Genomic DNA, 24,684 nt, shown 5'->3' on the forward strand with positions numbered 1-24,684 from the left:
GGCAGTCTAATACTTTATTTTCTCAGTCTACAACTTTTTTCACGGTCTAACACTTTATTCTTCAGTCTCATGCTATGTTTTCTTTGAACAACCCAAACTCCCCTTATTTTGCACTAGCCGGATTAACTAGCTAATCAAAAAATCCCAATGATGCAAATATGCTCATCGGGATTTTTTATTGTTTATTTAATTTAATCGGATAGAAGAACTTTACTATAATGTAAAATCACATACTATATTGTAAAGGCACTAACTATATTGTCCAGACACAAACTTCAATGTCACCGGACAATTACCCTTACCCATTCGTTCCCCTACTCCACCGTAACACTCTTAGCCAAATTCCGCGGCTTATCCACGTCATGCCCAAGCGCCAGCGACGCATAGTACGACAGCAGTTGCAGTGGAACAACGGAAAGCGCTGGCGCCAGCAAAGGCAGCGTCTTCGGAATCCCGAAAGTCTCATCCACTGACTTCGCCACTTCCTCTTCGGAGCCGCTGTTCACGACAGCGAGCACATGCGCTCCGCGAGCTTTCACCTCTTTAATGTTGCTCAGCGTCTTCTCATACAACGCTTCTTGCGTCACCAAAGCGATAACCGGCACGCCATCTTCAATCAGCGCCAAAGTGCCATGCTTCAGTTCCCCAGCCGCGTAAGCCTCGGAATGAATATACGAAATCTCCTTCAACTTCAGCGAGCCTTCCTGCGCCACCGCATAATCGACCCCACGGCCGATGAAGAACAGGCTCGTATGATGCGCCATAGATTCTGCCACTTGCTTCAGCACCGCAGCTTGCTCCAAAATACTTTCCACTTGCACAGGAAGAGCAAGAAGCCCTTCGATCAAACCTTCAACCTCTGCCTGCCCCTGAGTACCAAGAACGCCTGCCAAATGCAGTCCGAACAGGTAGAAGGCAATAAGCTGAGACGTATAAGCTTTTGTCGAAGCAACCGCAATTTCCGGGCCTGCCCATGTGACAAGCACGTCGTCCGCCTCGCGGGCGACGGAGCTGCCGACAACATTCGTAATCGCCAGCACACGAGCGCCGTTCCGACGTGCTTCGCGCAGCGCCGCCAGCGTATCCGCCGTTTCGCCGGATTGACTAACGACAATGACCAGCGTATCCGGCGTAATAATCGGCGAGCGGTAACGATATTCCGAAGCGACATCCGTTTCGACAGGGATACGCGCCAGCGATTCGATAACCGACTTGCCGACAAGTCCGGCATGATACGCCGTACCGCATGCGACAATATGCACCTTGCGCACCGACTTTATATATTCATCCGACATGGACAATTCCTTCAAACGGACCGATTTCCCATCATCCGAGATTCGTCCAAGCATTGTATCGCGATAAGCTTTAGGCTGCTCATAAATTTCCTTCAGCATAAAATGGTCGAATCCGGCCTTTTCCGCCGTCACAATATCCCAATCGACATGAAATATTTCCTTGGAAATAGTTTCGCCGCCGATTGTCATTAGTTCGACACCACTCTGTGTCAAGACGGCCATTTCGCCGTCGTCCAATATATACACATCCCGCGTATGCTCCAAAATAGCGGGAATATCCGAGCCGATAAAGTTCTCCCCATCGCCAACACCGATAACGAGCGGGCTTGCAAAACGTACAGCAACGAGCCGATCCGGCTCATATTCTGTCAAAACGCCTAGCGCAAAAGCTCCGCGCATCCGCTTGACCGCGCGCTGCACCGCTTCGACAAGATTGCCGTCGTATTCGTCCGCAACCAGATGTGAAATGACTTCCGTATCCGTCTCCGACACGAAAATATGGCCTTTTGCAGCGAGCTCTTCCTTAAGCTCCAAATAGTTTTCGACAATGCCGTTATGCACAACCGAAAACTTCGCGGAATTGTCCGTGTGAGGGTGGGAGTTAATGTCGGACGGCTTGCCGTGCGTAGCCCAACGAGTGTGGCCAATGCCAACCGAGCCAGCCAGCGGGCTGCTCTTCAGCTTATCCTCAAGCACAGCCAAACGACCCTTTGACTTCTTGATTTCCAGCCCGTTTGACGTAAAAACAGCGATGCCGGCGGAATCATAACCCCGATACTCCAGCTTTTTGAGCCCTTCCAGCAAAATATCCTGAGAGTCGCGTTTACCAATATATCCTACAATACCACACATAATGAAATAGACCTCCGTTAACGGTATATTTCCCGTTTCCCGGATGCCAGCGCTTGTGCGGCACAGGCTAGTATGAAGTTGTCACTTTCCGTTTCAAAAAACTCATGGCCAAAGAAAGGCCGCCCTCTCGCGCCTTTGTCCCTTTGGAAAACCATGTTTTCGACAATGGAAAAAACCGTGGCACCCACCTGCCCATGCCAGCCCCTCAGGCGGCATCGTAGACATACGGGAGCAATTGAATTTGCAGCAGCCTGCCGAACGGTTGTCGGATCGGTCGCCCGATCGTTTTGCGTTGCGGCTTTCGGTTGGCTCACTATATACCGGAAGGTCCCCGCCGAATGTTTCGAACACCTTCACCTCGTCAGCTTGCCGTATGGCATCTCTCCGCAGCCCTCCAAAAAAGGCTCCTTCCATCCGCTCATCCCGCGCAAGCTCTGGCGCTTTTCTTACTTTTACAACCTCTGCCCTCGCTTTCCTTCTAGAATCATACTACCTATCATATTCATTTAATCCCTTCGGCGCAACCTTTTTCTGAATAAGCCGCAGCAGCCCCTATAGCCCAAAATGTCTCTCTAACAACCACGCTAACATCTATTGCCATCTCAGGATCGGATATGTTAATATGAGGTCAACCTACAAATGTGAAATTAATCACATATATTTGAACGAGATTGTGATTTTTATCACAATTCAACCAAATCCATCAAATCCTTCAAAACAAGGAGATGTTCGCATGAAACGGATCGTCATTTTAGGCGGGGGTTACGCCGGTTTGCTCTGTGCGCTAACCGTACGAAAGTTTGTTTATGACGTAGAAGCGGATATTCTTTTGATCAACCGCACCCCCACTCACCAGTTAATAACAGAGCTTCATCGTTTGGCTGCTGGCAATTTGGCGGAGCAAGCTGTTGGCCTGTCTTTAGCCAAGCTGATACAAGGCAAACGAATTCGGCTTGCAACTGAAGAAATAACCGCTATCGACACGGAGCAGAAGCAAATTCATACCAATCGCTCGGACCTCGCCCCTCATCCATACGATTATTTGGTTCTAGCACTGGGAAGCGAAACCGCCTACTACAATATTCCGGGACTTAAACAGCATGCCCTTCCTTTAAAATCAATCGACGACGCCAATCGGATTCACTCACATATTGCCCAAGCTTTGAGCCGTTATCGCCTTTCGGGCAATCAGGCCGATGCAACGATAGTTGTTGGGGGAGGCGGCTTAAGCGGCATTGAAATGGCAGGCGAGCTGGCCGATATGGTCCCAAAATGGAGCAAACAGTACGATATCGATCAGCGCAATATCACTCTCGTCTGCATCGAAGCCTCCCCTTCAATACTTGCTGGTTTCCCCGCTTCCTTAGCTGCAAGAGCAAAACTCAGCCTGGAGAAGCGAGGCGTTCAATTTAAGGTTGGCATTCCCGTAACGGCTTACGACTATCCGTATATTGGGCTCCAAGACGGCACTGCTATTGCCGCGCACACCTTAATCTGGACAGGCGGCGTGCAAGGCAATAGCTTGGTCGACCGCTCCAGCATTGAAACGTTGGGAGGCCGAGCCGCTGTCAACGAACATTTGCAATCCATCTCGCATCAAAATATATTTGCAGCGGGAGACAGCGCTATCTTTTTCGACAACAAGGGGAAGCCGCTTCCTCCAACCGCCCAGCTCGCATGGCAAATGGGAGAGGCGGTCGGCTACAACCTGTACGCGGCGCTAAACGGCTTGCCGTTGCAGCCTTTTGTCCCAACTCATTACGGCAAGCTTGCCAGTCTCGGCAGAAAAGATGCCGTTGCCGCCCTTGGCAAACAGGATACGCCGCTCAAAGGCATCCCCGCTACTCTGCTCAAAGAAGCGAGCAAAGCCAAATATTTAACCCATATCCGTGGATTGCACGCTTATTTGCATTAAAACGGAGCATTTCCCTTTTAAAAATAAGGGCAGCCGCATGAGACATAAATCTTCTCATTGCGCCTGCCCTTTTTTATATTTATGCTAACGATTATATTACCTATGCCGCCGAATGAAATAGGAATTCAGAATAAGAACTAATCATGATTATCCATCTATCCATTCCGACTTTTGCATCAGCTTCAAAACAATCACGGAAATTTCGGCGCGAGTGATCGCCTCTTTTGGAGCAAGCTTATCTCCCCAGCGTCCTTCGATAATTCCGGCTTGCACGCAATCCGCTATGGCATCACGAGCCCACTTCCCAGCTTCGCCGGCATCGCCGAACGGCTGAAGCGATTCATCCACAGGCTTCGGAGAAAGCTTATGCTTCAACCCGGTCAGCTTCATCGCCGAGGAAAGGATTCTCATTGCCTGCTCTCGTGTCAGTTTGTTATCTGGCAAGAACGTGCCGTCTTCAAAGCCCGCTATCAAGCCGTTGTCGTAAGCGGCTTTAACTGAAGCGCTATACCACGCTTCGACCTTTACATCGGAGAAAAGCGAATTGACGGATGGCTCAGCCGTCAGTCCCAATGCTCGACCGAGAATTGCCGCGAACTCTGCCCGTGTCACTTCACGATTGGGATTAAACAATCCTATGTCGTCTCCATTCAAAACAAGCCGGGACCCCAGTTCATTCACCGCAGCCTTCGCCCATGGCGCATCGACGTCCGGGAACGTTACCGAATTGCGTATCACGGCGTAGGTTCCGGTCGCGGATTGACTAAGTGCCTGAACGTAGCGTTTGCCCGCCATAGTCACAACCTTCGACGGAACATGCCTCACTGTTCCACTACGCTCCACAACAACCATCGTCGTAACCGGATTCGACGCTAAGTCTCCCGGGAGCACAATCCTTCTTTCGATATAACGATTGAATTTGGATAGAGTGCTTTCTTTCTCCCCATGAATCACCCGGACCGAGAAGTTTACAGGCTCCCCAACACTGGCTAAGCTCTCGTTTACTGCCGGGTTTACTGTCGGGTTTACTCCCCCGTTTAATACAGATTTTACTTTCGGGTTTACTTCAAGGTTTACTCCCGCGTTTAATACAGATTTTACTACCGGGTTTACTTCAGGGTTTACTACCGCTTTTAATACAGATTTTACTGCCGGTTTTACTTCAGGGTTTACTACCGTGTTTAATGCGGGTTTTAATGCCGCTCTTACAACCGGTTTTACTTCCGTCCCCACTGCCGCCTTTATTACCGGTTTTACTTCCGTCCCCACTACCGTCTTTACCGCTTGCTTTACCGCCGCCGCTCCCGTTTGATTGTTCATCTCGGCTGTCGGAGCCCCAATCTCAATCCGTATTTGAAGTTCTGCAAGCTTGCCCGAATCCCCAAATGGCTTCAAAAGCGATTCAATATCAATCGCCTGAAAAGGTATACGATAGGCGGCCGTTGTCGTTCTAAACTCCAATACAGCTTGTTGCTGGGATAAATACGCCAATTGCAAACCGCCAAGCTCCACATAAGCCGAATCGGCTTCTTTGTCTGCCTCAACCAACATTTCGGCCCCGGGCCCCAACTTCGAAATCTGTTCTTCAAGCTTCCTCTGAATCAAAGAAATCGCAAGCGAGGTAACACCGCTGCCGCTAGTCGTTGTTTTTACAAACATTGTTCCAGCCGTTACCGGCTTTCCTCCAATACTAACAGCTACGCCCATAAAAGAGGAATGCTCCTCAGATGGTATCGATGGTGACACTCCTCCCGATGCTATTGGTATGACTGAGTTTGAAACTCCCGACTCGATTCCTTCTCCTGCTTCGTTAACCGCCTTCACCGTAAACGTATAAGCCGTGCCATTCGTCAGTCCAGGCACCGTAATTGGACCGCCGCTTCCCCTCGCCGTCCCTCCGCCAGGACTTGCCGTGACCACATACTCGGAGATAGGCCGTCCCCCATCAAACGCTGGAACGACAAAGCTGACGGTCGCTTGCCCATTTCCTGCAACCGAAGTAACGTTCGTAGGTGCGTCCGATACTGTAAACGGCGTTGCAGCTACCCTATTGGAACGCGGGCTTTCACCCTGATGATTGACTCCCTTAACCGTAAAATAATAAGTCGTCCCATTCGTCAGCTCAGTCGCTGTATAGTCATACACAGAGCCGCCAACCGACGCAATTTCCACCCCGTAGGTCGAGGCGGTTACGCTCCGATATACTTTATACCCCGTTGAGCCTGGAACCGGACTCCATGATAGGCTGGCCTGAGCATTCCCCTCTATAGCCTGCTGCAAATATGGCCCGTCTGGTACTGGCGTGGAATCAAAAATATTAACAGTCAGTGGCAGCCGTCCTCCCGCTCCAAAATCAAATACAATGGTCGCCGCGCCGTTCGGCAGGCTTTCCAAAAGTGACTTTTTCAAAGTAACGGTATTTCCCGCATAACTATAGTCGGTTCCCGAAGCCAATACCTCGGAATCCTTCAAAACATTCTCCAAAACAAAACCGTTCGGGATAACATCGATATTCACATCTCCGTGCTGCGTACCCGCTTCGTTAAGATCAAACGAGACGGCCGCCGGATCAATGGATGGCGAAGCAATGGTGTATTCCGCGCGCATCAACGGGCTAACCGCCATCCCGTCTATTACGGCAACTGCCCGCAGTACAATCGTGTCACCGGGCTGTCCCGAAATGACTGTACTTGTTCCGCTCGTACTGTCCAGCGTCGGCAGAGAACCGTCCGTTGTATAATAGACGGTCGCACCAACCGCATTAAGCGTAACAGCGCTATTATTAGATATTATTGTTCCAGTCGGCACATTAGTTCTAGGTATGGCTGCCGCCCTCAATGTTTGGAAACGCGCATTGCCTGTATCCGCAACCCAAACATGACCGTCGTTGTCAATCGTTACCTTGTTTAGCTGTCGAAATTGGCCCTCTCCTATACCTTGGCTTCCCCATTGGGCCAAAAGGGCTCCGGTCGGGGACAGCTTCTGAACTCGATGGCTGAGATTTTCCGATACATAGATATTGCCTATAGCATCCACTGCAACACCAACCGGGTTATTGAATTGCACGCCTCCCGGTCCGCCGCCACCCCATGAGGCAAGAAGATCGCCGTTCGGATTGTACTGCAAAACCAGATTTGTTGCAATATCTGTAACGTAGATACGATCATGGCTATCAATAGCAATCGCTTGTGGCATGGCTAATATTCCGTCATTTTCTACAAACATTCCAATAAAATCTCCGTTAGAAGAGAACTTCTGAATTCGTTTGTTTCCTCTTTCCAATACATAGACATCACCGCGGTTGTCGATGGCGATATCATTCGGTTCATTAAACTGACCTGCACCATGACCAAGCTCGCCCCACTTCGCAGTCAATCTGCCATTTGAATCAAAGCGCTGAACCCGATTATTATGCATATCGACTACAAAGACTTCACCAATATCATTGATGGCAATGCCGCTAGGATACTTAAACTGTCCGTCACCGCTTCCAAAACCGCCCCATTCCATGAGATACGATCCATCAGAGGAAAACTTTTGAATCCGGTAATTGTTCGTATCCGCTACATAGATGTTGCCGTTTTGATCAAAGGCCGCTGCAGTTGCCCCTTTCATTTGTCCGCTGCCTTCCCCAAAGCTGCCCAGCCTCTTGAGAAATTGCCCGTTTGAGTCGAATACTTGAATGCGGTGATTATACGTGTCTGCAACATAAACCAAGCTTCCGGGGCCGATGGCCACGGAAAACGGATTATAAAACTGTCCGTCTCCTTGCCCCCAGCTTCCCCAAGCCGCAACAAAACTACCTTCTGAGGTGAACTTTTGGAGTCGCTCATTTCCACGCTCCGTCACATAAAGGAGATCGCTGCCATCAATCGCGATACCGGTAGGTAGACTAAATTGCCCGTTCCCACTGCCGCGTCCTCCCCATTGTTGAACAAAACCTCCGGCAGAAGTAAACTTTTGAATCCGATTATTATTGGTATCCGCCACATAAACGTTGCCGCTGCTGTCAACCGCAACGGCAGATGGTTCATCGAACTGTCCGTTCCCGCTGCCTTGACCCCCCCATTGGAAAACAAGGGTTCCATGTAGATCAAACTTTTTAATATAGTCATTATCAGTATCCGCAACGTAAAGATGTCCGCTATTATTATCGATAGCGAGCGAATAGGGGTAAGAGAGCGACACTCCTCCGATTTGGGAGAGATACAATCCGTTTGAATCAAATATCTGTATCCGATGGTTATGTCTATCCGCCACATATACATTTCCGTCGCGATCGATTGCAATCCCTGTAGGACCTTGAAACTGTCCAGCTCCGCTGCCAGCACTGCCCCACTCCGTCAGGACAGCCCCCTCAGAAGAATACTTAAGTATGCGGTGGTTGTTCGAATCTGTGACGTAGATATCGCCGCTCCCACTCACAGCCACGCCGTAAGGATAGATTAATAAGCTATGATTTACTGGCAGCTTCGTCCTAAATCCGCTGCCGTTCGCCGAAACGACTGGGTACGCGCTCATTAGCAACGCCGCTGTAAGCATCAGAATCAAGCTCTTTCTCCACCGGCGGCTCCATTTTCCGTTCATTTCAGCTATTCCACTCCCTTTATTTCACATAGTAAAAGATTCAATCATCCACACCTAAGTATATCCTTCAAAAATAACAGGTTCATAGTATCCGTTAGTATACAATTTACGATCAAGACGGCCAGTACTACAGTAATTCTCGCTATAAAAATAAAAATGAGGCCGCCATATAGGGCAGCCTCAAATGATCATGTTATTATTCCAGATGTCAAATCAAAAATGAAGTATAACGTGTGTTTTCATATTACGAATCTAACATTTATTGTTTTCAAGCAATATTGTTCACATTATTATATTGCCATTAATCGTTAACCTAGTTCACGTTTCACCACATTAGCGATTTGATCCACATAAGCTTCAACCTGCTCTTTATCCGGGCCTTCCGCCATAACGCGAATAAGAGACTCCGTTCCCGAAGGACGCACCAATACGCGGCCATTGTCTCCAAGTTCCGCTTCCACTTGCTTAACAGCCTGTTCAATAGCCGTATTGCCGTTATACAACGACTTGTCCGCTACACGAACGTTAACCAGCTTTTGCGGATATTTGCGCATTAGCGTTTTCAGCTCGCTTAGCTTTTTGCCCGATCCGGCAACAGTCTCAACAAGCTGAAGAGCAGAAAGAATGCCATCGCCTGTCGTAATATAATCGAGGAAAATAACATGGCCGGACTGCTCGCCGCCCAAATTGTAGCCGCCGCGACGCATCTCTTCCATTACGTAACGGTCGCCGACAGCGGTTTGAGCCGTTTGGAGGCCGATTTTTTCCGCCCCTTTAAAAAAGCCGATGTTCGCCATTACCGTCGTAACAACCGTATCTTTAGCCAATTTACCCTCGCGCTTCAAGCGGTCGCCAATAATGCACAAAATAAAGTCGCCGTCTACCTCTTCGCCTTTTTCATCAATCGCAATCAAACGATCCGCATCGCCGTCGAAGCTGAGGCCGAGGTCCGCACCAAGCTCCAGCACCTTCTCGCGAAGATATTCCGGATGCGTCGAGCCTACTCCGGCGTTGATGTTGCGGCCATCCGGCTCTGCGCCTACCGTTATAATTTCCGCGCCAAGCTCGCGGAATACGGTTGGAGCCAGCTCATAAGCGGAGCCGTGAGCGCAATCCAGCACGATTTTCAACCCGCCAAACTGGCCCTTCACCGTTGTTTTCAAATAATCCAAATAACGCTGCTTCGCATTTTCGTAAGTGGAAACAGAACCGATATCTCCGCCAACTGGACGAGGAAGCTCGTCCTTCTCCGCATCGATCAACGCTTCGATTTCGTTTTCCGTATCATCGGAAAGCTTGAAGCCGTCCCCCGCAAAAAACTTAATGCCGTTATCTTCCACGGGATTGTGAGACGCCGAAATCATAACGCCGGCATCGGCTCCCAGTTCTTTCGTCAAGTAAGCGACGGCAGGAGTCGAGACCACGCCAAGACGGACAACGCTTGCTCCGATGGACAGAAGTCCGGCTATCAGCGCAGCCTCAAGCATTGGTCCCGAAATACGCGTATCCAGCCCAATGACGACCTTTGGCTTCTCTGCCGTTCTTGTCAGCACATAGCCGCCGCAACGTCCAATTTTGTAAGCCAGCTCCGGCGTCAATTCTTGATTGGCCACACCGCGAACTCCGTCCGTACCGAAATATTTCCCCATATTGTAAATGCTCCTTTATCCCCTGTGTAATAGTCATCCCTGAAATTAGTCATCCCTGAAACGAATGACGTTTATTTCCATTATATAGTTGCAGAATCTATTCCCCATACTCTTATTGCATTCGTACGAGCCCCGCCGTTTCTGTCCGTCAAAGCCAAGCTGTTGCCGCTATTGCCGCTGCTGGCCTCGGTCGCATTACCGCTGCCTTCACCGCCGCTTGTTCCGCCCGGACTTGCGTTTTCAGAGTTTTCCGGAGGTTCGGTAGGATTGCCGCCCGTTCCGGGTTCCTCGGACTCTCCTTCACCGCTGGTCGGAATCGAGTCGTCGGTAATTTGAATCGTCACGCTGAGCGACTGCCCATCGGCAATAACGGGCTGCACATACGCCGGCAAATCCAGCTCCACCGCTATCGTATGGGTGCCTGGAGCGAGCCCGTCCGCTTTTGCAATAATGGCCACGTCCGATAGCTTCACCTCGGACAACACCGACTCCGCACCGCTAATTTCAAGATCCATCAAGCCCGTCGTTGGTGTCACCACCTTCGCCGTCATCCCGGCAGCCGTCCCCGTTACCGTAACCGGCACACCCGTCAACTTCCGTTTCGTCGCCGCTTCCACAACGACCTCAAGCTCGATTTCCCCTGGATCGACGGCGTGAATGCCATCGACGGGCCCCGCTTTTACAAGCACGGTTCCCGACTTTTCAACCTTGGACAAATCCAGCACCGCACCATCGTAGACCGTAACGGCATCGAGATCCGTTTGCTGCGCGTACACCGTCACTTGATCCATCTTCGGCGTCACGGACACTAAGCTCAGATGGTCAGGCAAATTGCCCGTATACCGGACTTGAATCGGCACTTGCTTAAACGGAAGCGTCACTTTCGCTTCTACATGAAGCGTGGCCGGATCCGTTACAGCATTCGTTATTTCCTGTCCTTCTTTATCGTAGACGACAATCTTCGCCTTTTTGTTGACGAGTGTTTTGTCCGCACCCTCTACATTCAGTTTAACAGCGACAATGCCTACCTTATCCATATCGTCCTTAGGTAATGTCACCTGTACAACGTTGCCGCTGTCTGACACGATTTCCGGCGTGCCAAGCACATATCCCGCTGCCGGATTGCCTTCCGTAAGAACCTGCGCGTCAAAGGTCTTATGCACAATTTCTTCGATCTGCACCGTCACCCGTCTTGGCGACAGCTCCACTTCCTTAATGCCTCTAGGCATCTTAACCGTCAAGGGCAGTTCCTGAATGCCCGCCCGCACATTGGATAGATCCACCTCGACTACATAATCGGCATTGGATGCCGCAAGCAAGCTGGAAATTCGGCCTTCCACCACAATTCGAGCAACCGTTGGCTCCATAGCCGTCAACACATACTTTTTCTCGTCCAATCCCGTGTGGACAATAGTGGCTGCCTCAATGATTTTAGTATCGATATTGGAGGTCACCGTTTGCGGAGACGTTTCCGGGTCAATATGTACGACAGCCCAAAGAAGCAGACCCAAAATGACGGATATAATCTTAAGCGCAGTAGGATGACTCAACCATTTATCCATGATGTCATTCTCCCTTCCGCTTCCAAAACATAGCCAAAATGCCTTTGCCTTTATCTTTACCGTTCACCTTTGGCGTCAATTCGTCGAACAGCTTGGAAATAAGCGATTCTTCATTAATGTCCCGAACGATCATGCCGTTGATAGAGAGCGAAACCTGTCCCGTTTCCTCCGACACCACTACCGACAAAGCGTCGCTCACTTCGCTCACTCCAATAGCCGCCCGATGGCGTGTACCGAGTTCCTTGCTTATAAAAGGATTTTCGGAAAGCGGCAAATAACAGCCTGCCGCCATAATTTGATTTCCTCTAATAATAACGGCACCGTCGTGAAGCGGCGAATTTGGCGTAAAAATATTAATAAGCAGCTCCGACGTAATGCGCGACTCCATTCCAATTCCCGATTCGATCAGTTCGTTGACGCCCGTTTTGCGTTCAAAAACGATAAGCGCGCCGATCTTCCGTTTCGCCATATGCTGAACGGCACGAATGACCTCGTCAAGCTGTTCACTTAAAGCGAGTCTGTCCGGCGAAGAGGAGCGGGAAAACAAATTGCCCCGGCCCAGCTGCTCCAGAACGCGCCGCAATTCCGGCTGAAAAATGATCAGTACCGTTACGATACCGAACGTGAACATTTGATTCATTAGCCATTTTAACGTATATAAATTAAACCAAGTGCTAATCGCCCATGTCGCAACCAGCACGAAGATGCCTTTCAGAAGCTGAACGGCCCGCGTGCCGCGAACAAGCAGGATCATTTTATAAATAATAAAGCTGACAATGCCCACATCAATAATATCTTTGATCCAGTCATGCCATGTCGAATCCGTAAAGTAGCTCATGCGTTAAACCCCCAACTGCTGCAGATCACATCATATCTCTATAAATGACGTTTCAACTTTATTGTTTTCTATATTGGGGAAAGGAAATCCTTTATTTCTAATTTATTTTCAGAAAATGTTTTACAAGCGCCTCCATAGAAAAAATGCTTCCCTGCTGGAGGGAAGCCGCTATGCTCATTGTGGAATAACACCGCCGAAAGTGGAGGTGACCTTATACCAAAACCAGTCGAGCGCTTGATCGATCGTTCGGCTCTGTCCCGCTATATGTCCCGTCGATGCCAGCACCATGGAGCCATCAATGACAGTAACGTCTCCGTCTACGGAGCCTTGCACTTCAATCTTGCCGTTTTCAACCGTTAAATTGCCAACCACTTCAACGCCAGCGGGTACAATAACAGTGTCGCCGTTAATGACCACATGCTGCAAATCTTCCCCGGAGACGATCATTTTGGCATCCTCTTCCCATAAAGTGAACAGGCTTCCCATCATGACGAGCAGAAACACGGCGGCGGCTGTAATACCTGGGTACCGATAAAGCATTTGAACAAACCGGCTTCGCTCTCTCTTCTGCTTCGGCAACTGAGCCATGATGCGGTTCTTCAATTGCTGAGACGAGGCCCCGTCCAGTCTTGTTGCCGGCTTGACCGCTTCTAGAGCTGCGAAGGCCGCAGCGTCAGCGTTCTCCAGCTGTTCGAACCGCAAGCTGCACGCTGAGCAGGTCTTCAAGTGAGCTTGTAATTCAATAATATGTTCGCGTGGCAGCTCGCCGTCCAAATAATCATGAATCTTGACGATGGCGACTTTGCATTCCATAGCAGCCATTCCTTTCTTTCAAAGCTTGTGCAGTGGCATGAATCTCGTTATAGGATACGTATGAGGAAGGGGGATGTTTCAATTTTTTTAAATCCGGTTTTGTTAGCCTACAAACGATGCTCAAGCTTCTTTCGTAAAAACTCGCGCCCCCGGTGAACTCTCGTCTTAATTGTCGTAACGGGCATATCCAAAATATCCCCGACTTCCTGCAAGGATAAGTCCTGTATATATCTGAGCATCATCACCGTTTTATACTTAGGCGGCAGCGACTCCATCGCTTGGTGAATAATTCGCTGCGTATCCGACAAAATCAGCTCCGACTCCGGGGTACGGTTATCGCTCGGAATCATCGAATAGCCGTCTAACCCGTCGTAATCCTGCGATTCGGCGTCAAGGGAATAGGTCGGTCTCCGCTTCCGCAGCCGGTCGATACATAGATTGGTCGCAATGCGATAAATCCATGTCGAAAACTTGAGCGTTTCGTCGAATCGGTCCAAATTTTTATACACGCGCAAAAAAGTATCCTGCACAACATCCTCGGCTTCTTGCCGATTGTTCAGCATACGATAAGCCATATGATACAGTTTGTCCTGATACAAATCCACAAGCTCCGCGAATGCCTGCTGATCGCCCTTTAAGGCTAATCTTGCAAGCCTGTTCTCCAACACGTTCACGTTGTCTACTCCTCCAAACGTTGCGATTGCCCCGCTCCATTGTCCAACTTAGACGATAGAACCGGACAAATCGTTCAACAGCATGCCGTCTCTATTTTTAGCGCTATGCCGTCGTTCAGCACAGCTCTGCAGCTCTTGCGATCAATCTCTAAAAAAATGGTAATCGACCTGAACCCAAAAAGCAAGACCAACGCTTAGTTATTGGATATTTATTGGAAGAAAATGCGGAAAAAAGGCGAAAAATGAAGTTTCTTTTCCGGCTGGCCATTCATTCACTTCGAGATTTCATTCCGATACGCAAAGCTATTGCAATAAAAAAACGGCACGGCTCCCTCCAGCCATACCGCTTTTTCACCTCACCCATTACAGTCCATAATGACTCCTATAGAGAATTTGATTTCAAAGTGTCCAACACTTTCGTGATCGTTGTCGTCGGAATGGCGAACCCGATTCCTTGCGCCTCCGCATTAACCGCCGTGTTGATGCCGATCACTTCTCCATTTTCGTTCAGCAGCGGGCCGCCAGAGTTGCCGGGATTAATGGAAGCGTCCGTTTGCAGCAAATGCTCGTAAGTGTGCTCGCCGTTTTCGTCCTGAATGGTAATTGGCCGTTCCTTGGCGCTCAGCACACCGAGCGTCAGCGTTTGATCGAAGCCATACGGATTGCCGATTGCAATGACCCAGTCTCCGATGTTGGTTTCGTCGGAATTGCCGAGTTTAAGGGCGGGGAAGCTCTTGCCTTCCGGATTGGCAACCTTTAATACAGCTAAGTCTAGATCGTAATTCGAGCCTAGCACATCCGCTACAAGAGGCTCGTCGTAGCCTTGCACAGTCACTTTCACTTGGGACGCTCCCGAAATTACATGCTCATTCGTTAAAATATAGCCTTCTTTGTCAAAAAAGAATCCTGTTCCCGAGCCGCTAAGGACAAGCTCTCCGCCATTGCCCGGCGTCCCGGTGCTTCCGCCACTGCCACCTGGCGTTCCCGCGTTTCCGCCGCCTTCCGGCGCAACTCCCGAACCGCCGTTTCCGAAAAATTGGCGGAACCATTCATCGTTCATTCGGCTTCCTCTATTAGCCTGGCTATACGTTTCTATTTTGACCACGGCGGGGCTGGCATTTTTGTAGATGGCCGCAATGTCATCGCTGTTTTGAAGCGAGGCGGTTTGAAGACCCGCATCTGTACCAGCTGTTCCAACCGAGCCGTTAGCCACAGTACCTACATCTGGAATGCTGCCATTCTTTTTCCCGCCCGTAAACAAGTTTTTACTATCGGCTGTATAAGTAAGCCCCCCAATAACAAGCGCCCCCGCCAAAAATGCGGCAAACAGCGGCAAAGCCGGGTTCGTCTTTTTCCTTACTGGCCTCCTCGCAGCCACTTCCTTATAATATGCCTCAAATTGCGGCGCTTCCGTTGCACCGTTTTCCGCAAAATAGATGCCTTTATGTTCGTTCGTATCGTTCCTCATTATCCAACATCCTCCCTTGTTTCGTTTGGACAAGTACTTGATGTCTCTATGATGAGGGACGTACCTTAAATCAATCTTAATAGGGTCTAAAAGCAGCATAAATAAAAACTTTGTTTACAAAAGTAAGCATAAATCAAATGTTACGGCAAAAAAGCCGCCCCATCCGGCCTCCAAGACCGGTTGAGACAGCTTCTATTGTTAAATCTATATCTCGGCTCGCAACGATTAGCCCGTATTCCGAAGACCTGCGGCAATTCCGTTGATGGTAAGCAGCACTTCGCGAAGCAGCTCAGGATCATCGCTGTCATTCGCACGAAGTTCACGAAGCTCCGTCAGCAACTGCACTTGCATGTAGCTGAGCGGATCGACATACGGATTGCGGAGACGAATTGACTCTTGAATAACCGGTACGTTATCCAAAATTTCAGTTTGTCCCGTAATGCTTAAAATCAACTTGGACGTTAGAGCATATTCCTCTTCAATTTGCGTGAAGATCCGGTCGCGGATCGCTTGCTCTTTGATCATGCCCGCATATTCTTTTGCGATGACTAAATCTGCTTTGGCCAAAGCCATTTGCAAATTGTCGATCAGCGAACGGAAAAACGGGAATTGTTCGTACATCGTTTTTAACGTTTCCAGCTTTGCCGGCTCGTCATTTACATATTGCTGCAAAGCTGAACCTGCGGCATACCAAGCCGGGAGCAAATAGCGGCTTTGCGTCCATGCGAATACCCAGGGGATAGCGCGCAGGTCTTCAAAGCGGTCGCTGTTTTTCCGTTTGGATGGACGCGAGCCGATGTTCAGTTCGCCAACCTCCGGCAACGGAGTGGATTCTTTGAAGAAGGTCAAGAAGTCCGGATCGCGGAAAATGAGATCCTGATACTTGTTAAGCGCCGTTTCCGAAATGGAGCGTGCGATAGCGTCCCATTCCGCTTCCGCGGCAGGCTCTTGCTGAGGATACTTCGCCAGACGAGCAGCTGTAATAAGCGCCCAAGTCGCTTGCTCCAAGCTGCGGTATGCGATGCCCTGCATCGAGTAGCGAGAAGACAACACTTCCCCTTGCTCCGTAATTTTGATACCCCCGCCAATCGTATGTGGAGGCTGCGCCAAAATACTGCGGTTCAAAGGCATGCCGCCACGGCCAAGCGCTCCGCCACGGCCATGGAAAAACTTCAGCTTCACGCCGTACTCTTTGCCGGCAGCCGTAATTTCCTTCAGAGCTACGCGAAGCTCCCAGTTTGCCGTTACCACTCCGCCGTCTTTGTTGCTGTCGGAGTAGCCAAGCATAATTTCATGCTGGTTGCCTCTTGCTTCAACCGCCTTGCGGTACACCGGCAGTTCAAACAATTCCTTCATGATGCCCGGCGCGGCGTGAAGATCGTCGATCGTTTCGAACAGCGGCACGGATTGCAGCGTACAACGAACCGTTCCGTCTGCTTCCTTGCGGAACAAGCCGACTTCTTTTGCAAACACCATTACTTCCAGCATGTCGCTGGCCGCTTGGGTCATACTGATCAGATAGCTGGAAATGCAGTTTTCACCGAACTCTTGTTGAGCGCGGTAAACCGTATGGTAAACATCCAGACATTCGCGCGTCGACTCGGAGTACTCCAAGTGGCTCGACGTCAGCGGACGAGGATCGTTTAGAAGCTTGTGAAGCAAATCGGTCTTCTCTTCTTCGGAGAGTGATGCATAATCGGGAATAATGTGCATTTTCGCCAAAATTTCAGCCATCGCGTTTTCATGCTCTTTGCTGTGCTGACGGATGTCGAGCGCCATCAGATGGAAGCCAAACAGCTCCACTTGGCGTACAAGCTGCGCCAAATCCGTATCAGCTACGTAGTCCGCATAGTGATTGCGCAAGCTGCGGTCGATCACAAGCAAATCCTCACGCAATTCGCTCGGGTGGTTGTAGCGCATTTTGGAACCTTTAAGCGAGCTGTCACGCGTATTAGCGAGTTTCTCCAGCATAAAGCCGAGCTTAATACGGTACGGCTCCGTTGCATTGCGCCATAGGTCTACACATTTCAGCTCAACGTGCTCGCGGTCCTGCTTAATGGATTCCAAAAGCTCCTCAGACACCGTAACTAGGTTCGTGCTGAAGCTGAGGTGGTCCATTAAGCTATTTATTTTCTCTTCGTACTTGCGGATCGCCAGTTGGCGGTGAAGCTGCAGCGTCTCCCAAGTCACTTTGGACGTAACGGACGGATTGCCGTCGCGGTCTCCGCCGATCCAAGAGCCGAAGCGCAAGAAATCCGGCACATGCCAGCGCTCTTCAGGGTAATATTTGCCGAGACAACGCTCAAGCTCTTCATATACGCTAGGCAACACTTCGAAAAGAGTTTCGTCAAAATAGTACAAGCCGTTGCGAACTTCGTCGATAACAGTAGGTTTGCGGTCGCGCAGCTCGTCGGTTTGCCACAAAATAAGAACCTCGTTCAGCAGCTTTTCCTTCAGCTTCTCTCTCTCACGGAACGTTAGCGTCGGATTGTCCAACTGCATAACGTCTTCCGCGATCCGCTTATGGATGTCCAGCACCGCGCGGCGAGTCGCTTCCGTTGGATGCGCCGTCATGACCAGTTCTAATGAAATGCCGCTCAAAATTTCGCTAACATCACTGACGCCAATGCCGCGTTCCTTCAAATCCTGAACTGCGCTTTCAATAGAGCCTCTTTGTACAGCTTCCCCGGAGGATACTTCGTAGTCCCGTTTCCGTCTTATCCGGTGGTTTTGCTCGGCAATGTTCACAAGCTGGAAATAGATCGCGAACGCGCGGATCACCTGATGGCGAATTTCCGGGTTCAGCGATGATACCGTCTCCTTGAACTGGTCGAACAGTTCCGGCACAAAATCAGCGCGAAGCGCTTTACTTTGCTCGCGAATTTGTTCAACGATATCAAGCAATTCCCGTCCGCCTTGATGGACAAGCACCTCACCTAGGATGTTCCCCAGGAAGCGCACATCCCGTCTAAGCAAATTGTTCGTTTGTGTTCGACTAGATGCTGTTGTTGATACAGAGTGTTCCGACATATCGTTCCTCCTACAGATCTGTACAGCAAACCCACTTTGAAAGCATCCGCTTCTCCTACCCGCACATGCCTGTCTCTAATTCGTAAGGTTACTCTCAGTTTTTGACTTCATCATTCACACCATCATACTACAAAAAAGCCCGCCGTTGAAGCCCCGGAGAGCAATCTGTCGCCTTATTCTGACGATTTGATTCTAGGTGTTCCTCCTAATTACCCTATAGTTCTTAAAGACAAACTCTTTTTAAAGTTGAAAAAAATGAATAGAACGATCATTTTCTTTATTAAGACCATCATAATAATTGTCTAAAACATAAATTCGATTAAACACGAATAGGCAATACAACATAGCTCTTGTAAAGTTAGTCTGAAATGAAGATAGATAATTCTTTATCTAGTACACTATCCTAATGCTTGCGATTTAAATAAAGCCAATCATTTAGTGAGGATGAACTTCTGATGAAAATATCTTATTTGTTGAATGATCTTGAAGATGGATCGCCACTTTTAAATCGTTGGATGGAGCTCCGTTAAATAATTGATAATAGGTTGAGGCGGCAACAATGCCTAATGAGGACAAGCTGTCTATGCCATTTTCATAAGCTTCCTTATCTACGATAATGGTAAACTCGGAGAATGCCGCATTATGTGTCACATCTTTAATGGAAGAGAACTGGCCACCGCTTTTTAAAGCATCAACGTATTGGAAGAGGCTCTCTCCATTTTCCCCAACATATCTTGGTAAGCAGCCAATGTCATTTTATAAACGGGAACTCCGTTTTTATCTTTTGTTTTTACACTGGTTCCTTCTTTTTTGGTCTGCACGATGATTTCATCCAAACCTAAACCTTCGAATGCGCTTAATTGCTTTGTAATGGTATCACTAAATAGGCCTTTATCGATTTCAACAAAGGACTCGTTCTCAACTCCGCCCTTTGCCCCTTGCGCTGTTGCGACAGAAACTTCATTTATTGCGGTCACGTTTTCACCAGCGCCGCCAGACCCCGACTTCCCGCAGGCAGCCGATAATAGTACTATTGAAGCCACTAGCAATACAATATGTAGTTTTTTCACTCACTTATCCTCCAAAATAGAATAGTATGTATTTAAGCCAACAAAAACACAACAAAAAAAGCCTTGCGCAGCAAGGCTTTCGGAAGTTTAGATACTGGAGCGGGTGATGGGAATCGAACCCACGCTATTAGCTTGGAAGGCTAAAGTTCTACCATTGAACTACACCCGCATATGAAGAATGAATGGTCGGGACGACACGATTTGAACATGCGACCCCCTGGTCCCAAACCAGGTGCTCTACCAAGCTGAGCTACGTCCCGAAGTGTTGATTCATTCTAAGTAAAGATGGCGCGGCCTAAGAGATTCGAACTCCTGACCTTTTGATTCGTAGTCAAACGCTCTATCCAGCTGAGCTAAGGCCGCAAAAATTATGGAGCGGAAGACGGGAATCGAACCCGCGACCCTCGCCTTGGCAAGGCGATGCTCTACCGCTGAGCCACTTCCGCATGATAGTATTTCTTAGTCACTCACCATCAAGTTCATCGCGGCGACAAGTAATAATATATCACCTTTAGAAATGAAATGCAACTCATTTTTGAAAAAAATCGAGTTTTTTTTCTGCCCCTCATTTCGGTCAATCGTCAGCAACAAAAAATGGACATTTGCCTTAGGTTCAGCGCTTCAAATAACGGCAATGATCCCCGTAATGAAGCGCTGGCGACATATGTCCATTGTTTTTAAATCACTTCTAAATAAGTTAAGCGCCAGCTGCCGTGAGCTGCTGCTCTTTCCCATTATATTCATCAGCTTTGCCCGGCATGACACGATCCGCAACCGGCGTGGCAGCCAGTGCAAATGGAAGGCAAAGCGGCAAGCCCGTACGCGGATCAGGTACAATATCGGCTTCGATATTAAATACTTCCCGCATAATTTCCGGCGTTATAACTTCTACCGGAGAGCCTTCGCCCTTCACTTCGCCCGATTTGATCGCGATCATATGATGCGCGTAGCGAGCGGCATGATTCAAGTCGTGGACAACCATTACGACCGTTCTATTGTTCATTTCGTTAAGCTTCTGCAAAAGGTGAAGCACTTCCAGCTGATGGGCCATATCCAGAAACGTCGTCGGCTCGTCGAGGAACAAAATATCGGTTTCCTGTGCGAGAGCCATCGCGATCCATGCGCGCTGACGCTGGCCGCCGGACAAATGGTCTACCGGACGATCGGCGAAATCGCCCATGCCCGTCGCTTCGATCGCCCATTTGACGATCGCACGGTCTTCTTTGCTCATGGAGCCAAAGCCCTTTTGGTAAGGGAAACGTCCGTAGGATACGAGTTCCGCTACAGTAAGACCGTCTGGTGCTGTAGGATTTTGCGGCAGAATAGCAAGCTGCTTCGCCACTTCCTTCGTAGACTGCTTATGAATGGACTTGCCGTCCAGCAACACATTGCCTTTGACAGGATTCATAATCCGCGCCATCGTTTTCAAGATTGTAGACTTGCCGGACCCGTTAGCCCCTACAAGTGCTGTAATCTTTCCTTGAGGAATGGCAATATTCAGGTTTTGGACAATCAACCGGTCTTCATAAGCTATGTCGAGTTCCGAAGTTGTTAGACGAATCATGTGCAGCGCACCCCTTCCGCTGTTCCTTTGCAGACAGCATATCCGAAAAAATGATAACGATTATCAATGACATAATAATGATAATGGTTCTCACGCTAATTGTCAATGTAAATATTGCTGGCAATTACCACTTGAGCGAGCTGCCAAACACCAGAGCATTGCTGATCAAACGGCCCGGTGCCGTGATGGTTTTCCCGCCCGCGTAAAGGCCCGAGGAGGCTCCGCCATCCAAATTCATCGCTTGATAGGCTCCTAGCTTAAGCATCACTTCTCCCCACTGCTTCATTGTAGCCGAAGGAACGGTCGCGAGAATGACGGTCCCGTCCTTTTTGACCAAAATGCCGCTTCTTGCCGCTGCCGTTGTCAATATTTTCGCTTGCGTGAATCCTTCAGCAGCTCCGTTGATGGCTACTTTGCCGTCCTTTACAAGCCGTGGTCCCGCACCGACAGCCGTATGCACTCTGGACCAATTCACAGTGGCGCCGCTTAAATTTCTAGTTTCAACTTTATAGTCAACCTTCTCGCCGATTTGAAAACGGTCCGCAAGCTTTTCCTCCGCGCCTGCGAATACGAGAACATAACCGTCCTTTGGAATTTCCGCATTGGCGTTTCTCGCTTTTTTTGTAACAACACCGTTGCGGACCGTTACGGAAGATCCGTAGGCGAAGCCGATTTTGGCGCCTTTTTTGGGCGTAAACATAACGGCTGACGATGTCCCCGCTTTTGGAATGCGATTAACGAAATAAGCGTACCAATTGTCGGGATGGGCAAATGAGCCGTTTGTGCCGCCTACGATTTTGACGCGCAAATGATCCATCAACACCCCTCCGTCCCAAGTAAAGCCAATCGTGGTTCCCGTATTGCCAATGAAGTCCAAGCTGCCGTCGGACATCATCATCCCGTAAGGTTCTGGAGCGCCCTCATAGGCGGAAAAGAAGGTTCCGTTAATGGCGGCGTCCGCTCCATAAGCTTTTGCGATATCCTTCAGAGCTAATGAGGTGCCGACCGATCGATTCGCCACTCCCAGCGTCACGGACATTCCTTTCGGAATCGTCACCGTCTGAACCGCCATAGAGGCCCCCGAATTCAGCTTGATTCTCTTCGACGCGTGTACCGCCTTCAAGTTCGCAGGAGCGGCCGTCACTTCAACCGGAAGCTTGAGCTGGCCTTTGTAGCCTGGCGTCGTGACGTCCACGATAATATTCGCTTTGCCCTTAGCTACGGGCGTAATCATGCTTTTTGCGGTAATGCGGACGACTCCTGCATTGTCCGTGCGGTAGCTTACGGCGACGGGAGCGGAAAGCTTCAGCTTGTCCGCGATCAGGAGCCGCTTCCCGAGCGGCAGCTTCACCGCCGCTGCCGCATAGCTCACCGCGACGGGCCGATTCGGCCCCGCCGCGACCACGGAATCGGCGGACGCATACGCGATCCGTCCGCCGCCAAAAGCCACCACGCCGCCCGCAGCGCTCGCGGCGTACTTAAAGCTATACGCGATCCGCCCGGCACCGCCGTCGATCGCGTAAACCGCGCCGGAGCGCCCAGCGGCATAGATCATGCCGCTTGCGCTCTCCGGCGCCAGCGCCGCGGGGCCGAACCCTCCGGCCCCGCTGGCGCTAAGGCGCCACCGTTCCGCCCCGTCCGTCAGGCGGAACGACACCACTGCGTTGCCGCTAAGCTCGGCGGCAACAATTCCGTCCCCGGGAACTACGACCGGGGACGACCAGCCTCCGGCGGGCTGCGCCGCAAGCTCGCGCATGAAGCGGACCGTGCCGTCCGCTTCATATGCTGCGAGCGCCTCGCCCGCCGCGAGTACGAGGCCGCCGGAGCCGTCGGCGGCCAGCGCCGCTCCGTGCAGAGCCTCGTCCAGCTCGGCCTGCCACAGCAACTCGCTCCCGCGAACGGCGTACAATACTCCGTTGCTGCCAAGCGCGTACGCTCCCTCTACTCCCGGAGCGATCGAAACCACCGTCTCTCCAACGGGGAGCAGGTACATTTGTTTAGCTCCCGCTGCATCCAATGAAAGAATGGCGTGCTGATACGTGAAATATGGCCTTCCTGTCCCGTCTGTCACAACAGAGGACGGCATAAGCCCTTCTCGTTTCTTTTGAAAATAAAACATGCCCGCCATAGAGCCGTTGCCCTTCCCGTCATAGCGGTAAAGTCTGGAACTATGGCCTGAAATCCAAATCTCGCCCTTGGCGTTTTTCGCAGGAGCGGTAAGCTCCGTATACTGGTTTTTGCTGAAGACGGCCTTTCCGTCCTTATTAAGAATAGTAATGATACCGGAGGTGGTTGTGACAAACCATGAGCCGTCAGTTAGCGGCAAAGGCTGATTTGCCCGCGCCCCCGCATCGAACCGCCAATATTCGGTTTCCGTTTTTGGCGCGGCAGCCGCTCCCGTTTGTTTCCCTGCCGCCGGAGCGGCAAAAGCGGTCATCTCCTTTTGATTCGGAGACATCTCATTTCCGATTCCAATGCAACCAAAACCGATGGCCATCGCAATCGCAACCGCCACGAATCTTCTCCACCGTATTCCACTTGCTGCTTTCATAGTTCCTTTTGCCTCCATTAATTTTTGCAATTAGTTATATGGAACTATATCGGTTAATTTAAGCCGAAATAAAAGCCGAAAATTTTCGCCTTTTTTCCTAAGCAACTATGCGATTGAACAAGGCGTCTATGTTTTAGTACACTGGGAGCAAGGAGTGGGTAAACGGTGATGAACAAACGTTATACGTTAGAGGAAGCGAACAAACTGCTGCCTGTCGTCATTGATGAGCTGCAGCAGCTGCAGTGGATGTCTGAGGAACTCGAACGCCATCTCGTCGCTTACAAAAAAGTGAAAGCAACGCCAATAGGGGGACAAAACGATCCTTTATTTGAATTCGAAAGCAAGCTTGATTTTATGCAAGTGGAGTTGAATCTGTATATGAGCAATTTTTCGAGGAAAGGTCTTTTGTTAAAAAGCATCCATCCCGGACTCATTGACTTTCCTGCTATTGTGGATGGCGAAGAAGTGTTGCTTTGCTGGAAAGAAGGCGAGGACCGCATCACGCATTATCATGGCTGGAACGACGGCTATGTTGGCCGCAAACTTCATCCCGAGGCCTAAACGAACATATAGACAGCAAAAAACCCTTCTGCTCGAAGGGTTTTCTCATGTATGGTGCGCGTAGAGGGACTTGAACCCCCACGGTCGCCCGCTAGATCCTAAGTCTAGTGCGTCTGCCAATTCCGCCATACGCGCGTATTAAACTCTAGATTTAGATCATACAACATTCTCGTCCATAATGCAACACTTCTCAAAATAAAAATTAGATATTTATTTCATTCCATGCTGCGAGGCCCCTATCCATCATGCCCATTA

Annotated in this window: 14 protein-coding genes and 5 tRNA genes; 2 read left to right on the plus strand and 17 right to left on the minus strand. The window is 49.9% G+C overall.

Annotated elements, in window-relative coordinates; all coding sequences use genetic code 11:
• Window positions 1-314: 314 nt before the first annotated feature.
• A complete protein-coding gene (gene glmS / locus ACFQZE_RS14520; protein ID WP_379358130.1) occupies window positions 315-2,147 on the minus strand; it encodes a glutamine--fructose-6-phosphate transaminase (isomerizing) in 1,833 nt (610 codons plus the stop codon).
• 733 nt (window positions 2,148-2,880) lie between these two features.
• Between glmS and ACFQZE_RS14525 the strand changes: the two genes are divergently transcribed.
• Window positions 2,881-4,062, plus strand: a complete 1,182-nt coding sequence (locus ACFQZE_RS14525) for an NAD(P)/FAD-dependent oxidoreductase (RefSeq protein ID WP_379358132.1) — start codon at window positions 2,881-2,883, stop codon at window positions 4,060-4,062.
• Window positions 4,063-4,209: 147 nt separating this feature from the next.
• Here ACFQZE_RS14525 and ACFQZE_RS14530 read toward each other — a convergent pair whose 3' ends face one another.
• The 15 genes from ACFQZE_RS14530 to ACFQZE_RS14600 form a co-directional block, all read right to left on the minus strand.
• Window positions 4,210-8,649, minus strand: coding sequence for an S-layer homology domain-containing protein (locus tag ACFQZE_RS14530; RefSeq protein WP_379358134.1), 4,440 nt, complete (start codon window positions 8,647-8,649; stop codon window positions 4,210-4,212).
• 308 nt (window positions 8,650-8,957) lie between these two features.
• Window positions 8,958-10,298, minus strand: coding sequence for a phosphoglucosamine mutase (gene glmM, locus ACFQZE_RS14535; protein ID WP_379358136.1), 1,341 nt, complete (start codon window positions 10,296-10,298; stop codon window positions 8,958-8,960).
• Between the two features lie 80 nt (window positions 10,299-10,378).
• Window positions 10,379-11,860 (minus strand): CdaR family protein, encoded by a 1,482-nt coding sequence (locus ACFQZE_RS14540; protein ID WP_379358138.1) that lies wholly within the window; start codon window positions 11,858-11,860, stop codon window positions 10,379-10,381.
• A gap of 4 nt (window positions 11,861-11,864) precedes the next feature.
• Window positions 11,865-12,698 carry a diadenylate cyclase CdaA gene (cdaA, locus tag ACFQZE_RS14545; RefSeq protein WP_379358140.1) on the minus strand — a complete coding sequence of 278 codons (834 nt, stop codon included), beginning with the start codon at window positions 12,696-12,698 and terminating at the stop codon, window positions 11,865-11,867.
• Window positions 12,699-12,872: 174 nt separating this feature from the next.
• Complete coding sequence (locus tag ACFQZE_RS14550) at window positions 12,873-13,511, minus strand: zf-HC2 domain-containing protein (RefSeq protein WP_379358142.1); 639 nt, start codon at window positions 13,509-13,511, stop codon at window positions 12,873-12,875.
• Window positions 13,512-13,618: 107 nt separating this feature from the next.
• Window positions 13,619-14,185, minus strand: coding sequence for an RNA polymerase sigma factor SigW (sigW, locus tag ACFQZE_RS14555; protein WP_379358145.1), 567 nt, complete (start codon window positions 14,183-14,185; stop codon window positions 13,619-13,621).
• Window positions 14,186-14,567: 382 nt separating this feature from the next.
• Complete coding sequence (locus tag ACFQZE_RS14560; RefSeq protein WP_379358147.1) at window positions 14,568-15,653, minus strand: S1C family serine protease; 1,086 nt, start codon at window positions 15,651-15,653, stop codon at window positions 14,568-14,570.
• 225 nt (window positions 15,654-15,878) lie between these two features.
• Window positions 15,879-18,683 (minus strand): phosphoenolpyruvate carboxylase, encoded by a 2,805-nt coding sequence (gene ppc, locus ACFQZE_RS14565; RefSeq protein ID WP_379358150.1) that lies wholly within the window; start codon window positions 18,681-18,683, stop codon window positions 15,879-15,881.
• Between the two features lie 683 nt (window positions 18,684-19,366).
• Window positions 19,367-19,753: a hypothetical protein gene (locus ACFQZE_RS14570; protein ID WP_379358152.1), complete on the minus strand. Its 387-nt coding sequence runs from the start codon at window positions 19,751-19,753 to the stop codon at window positions 19,367-19,369.
• A gap of 95 nt (window positions 19,754-19,848) precedes the next feature.
• Window positions 19,849-19,922: transfer RNA gene (locus ACFQZE_RS14575), tRNA-Gly, on the minus strand.
• Window positions 19,923-19,936: 14 nt separating this feature from the next.
• A tRNA-Pro gene (locus tag ACFQZE_RS14580) sits at window positions 19,937-20,013 on the minus strand.
• A gap of 26 nt (window positions 20,014-20,039) precedes the next feature.
• Window positions 20,040-20,116: transfer RNA gene (locus ACFQZE_RS14585), tRNA-Arg, on the minus strand.
• A gap of 8 nt (window positions 20,117-20,124) precedes the next feature.
• Window positions 20,125-20,199 (minus strand) — tRNA-Gly (locus tag ACFQZE_RS14590).
• A gap of 251 nt (window positions 20,200-20,450) precedes the next feature.
• Window positions 20,451-21,317: an ABC transporter ATP-binding protein gene (locus ACFQZE_RS14595; protein ID WP_379358154.1), complete on the minus strand. Its 867-nt coding sequence runs from the start codon at window positions 21,315-21,317 to the stop codon at window positions 20,451-20,453.
• Window positions 21,318-21,441: 124 nt separating this feature from the next.
• Window positions 21,442-23,868 carry a phosphodiester glycosidase family protein gene (locus ACFQZE_RS14600; RefSeq protein ID WP_379358157.1) on the minus strand — a complete coding sequence of 809 codons (2,427 nt, stop codon included), beginning with the start codon at window positions 23,866-23,868 and terminating at the stop codon, window positions 21,442-21,444.
• 168 nt (window positions 23,869-24,036) lie between these two features.
• On the opposite strand from ACFQZE_RS14600, the gene ACFQZE_RS14605 reads away from it, so the two are divergent.
• On the plus strand, window positions 24,037-24,429 hold the full coding sequence (locus ACFQZE_RS14605; protein WP_379358241.1) for a DUF2203 domain-containing protein: 393 nt from the start codon (window positions 24,037-24,039) through the stop codon (window positions 24,427-24,429).
• A 52-nt stretch (window positions 24,430-24,481) separates the two neighbouring features.
• On the opposite strand, the gene ACFQZE_RS14610 is transcribed toward ACFQZE_RS14605, so the two are convergent.
• Window positions 24,482-24,564: transfer RNA gene (locus ACFQZE_RS14610), tRNA-Leu, on the minus strand.
• Window positions 24,565-24,684 lie beyond the last annotated feature (120 nt).

Source organism: Paenibacillus sp. GCM10027627 (assembly GCF_042675505.1).
Classification (GTDB): Bacteria; Bacillota; Bacilli; order Paenibacillales; family Paenibacillaceae; genus Pristimantibacillus.

Coding starts and splice junctions, on each gene's coding strand:
- ppc (WP_379358150.1), bottom strand. CDS start 18,683: ATGTCGGAACACTCTGTATCAACAACAGCATCTAGTCGAACACAAACG.
- ACFQZE_RS14550 (WP_379358142.1), bottom strand. CDS start 13,511: ATGGAATGCAAAGTCGCCATCGTCAAGATTCATGATTATTTGGACGGC.
- ACFQZE_RS14600 (WP_379358157.1), bottom strand. CDS start 23,868: ATGAAAGCAGCAAGTGGAATACGGTGGAGAAGATTCGTGGCGGTTGCG.
- ACFQZE_RS14530 (WP_379358134.1), bottom strand. CDS start 8,649: ATGAACGGAAAATGGAGCCGCCGGTGGAGAAAGAGCTTGATTCTGATG.
- glmS (WP_379358130.1), bottom strand. CDS start 2,147: ATGTGTGGTATTGTAGGATATATTGGTAAACGCGACTCTCAGGATATT.
- ACFQZE_RS14605 (WP_379358241.1), top strand. CDS start 24,037: ATGAACAAACGTTATACGTTAGAGGAAGCGAACAAACTGCTGCCTGTC.
- ACFQZE_RS14525 (WP_379358132.1), top strand. CDS start 2,881: ATGAAACGGATCGTCATTTTAGGCGGGGGTTACGCCGGTTTGCTCTGT.
- ACFQZE_RS14540 (WP_379358138.1), bottom strand. CDS start 11,860: ATGGATAAATGGTTGAGTCATCCTACTGCGCTTAAGATTATATCCGTC.
- ACFQZE_RS14560 (WP_379358147.1), bottom strand. CDS start 15,653: ATGAGGAACGATACGAACGAACATAAAGGCATCTATTTTGCGGAAAAC.
- ACFQZE_RS14595 (WP_379358154.1), bottom strand. CDS start 21,317: ATGATTCGTCTAACAACTTCGGAACTCGACATAGCTTATGAAGACCGG.
- cdaA (WP_379358140.1), bottom strand. CDS start 12,698: ATGAGCTACTTTACGGATTCGACATGGCATGACTGGATCAAAGATATT.
- glmM (WP_379358136.1), bottom strand. CDS start 10,298: ATGGGGAAATATTTCGGTACGGACGGAGTTCGCGGTGTGGCCAATCAA.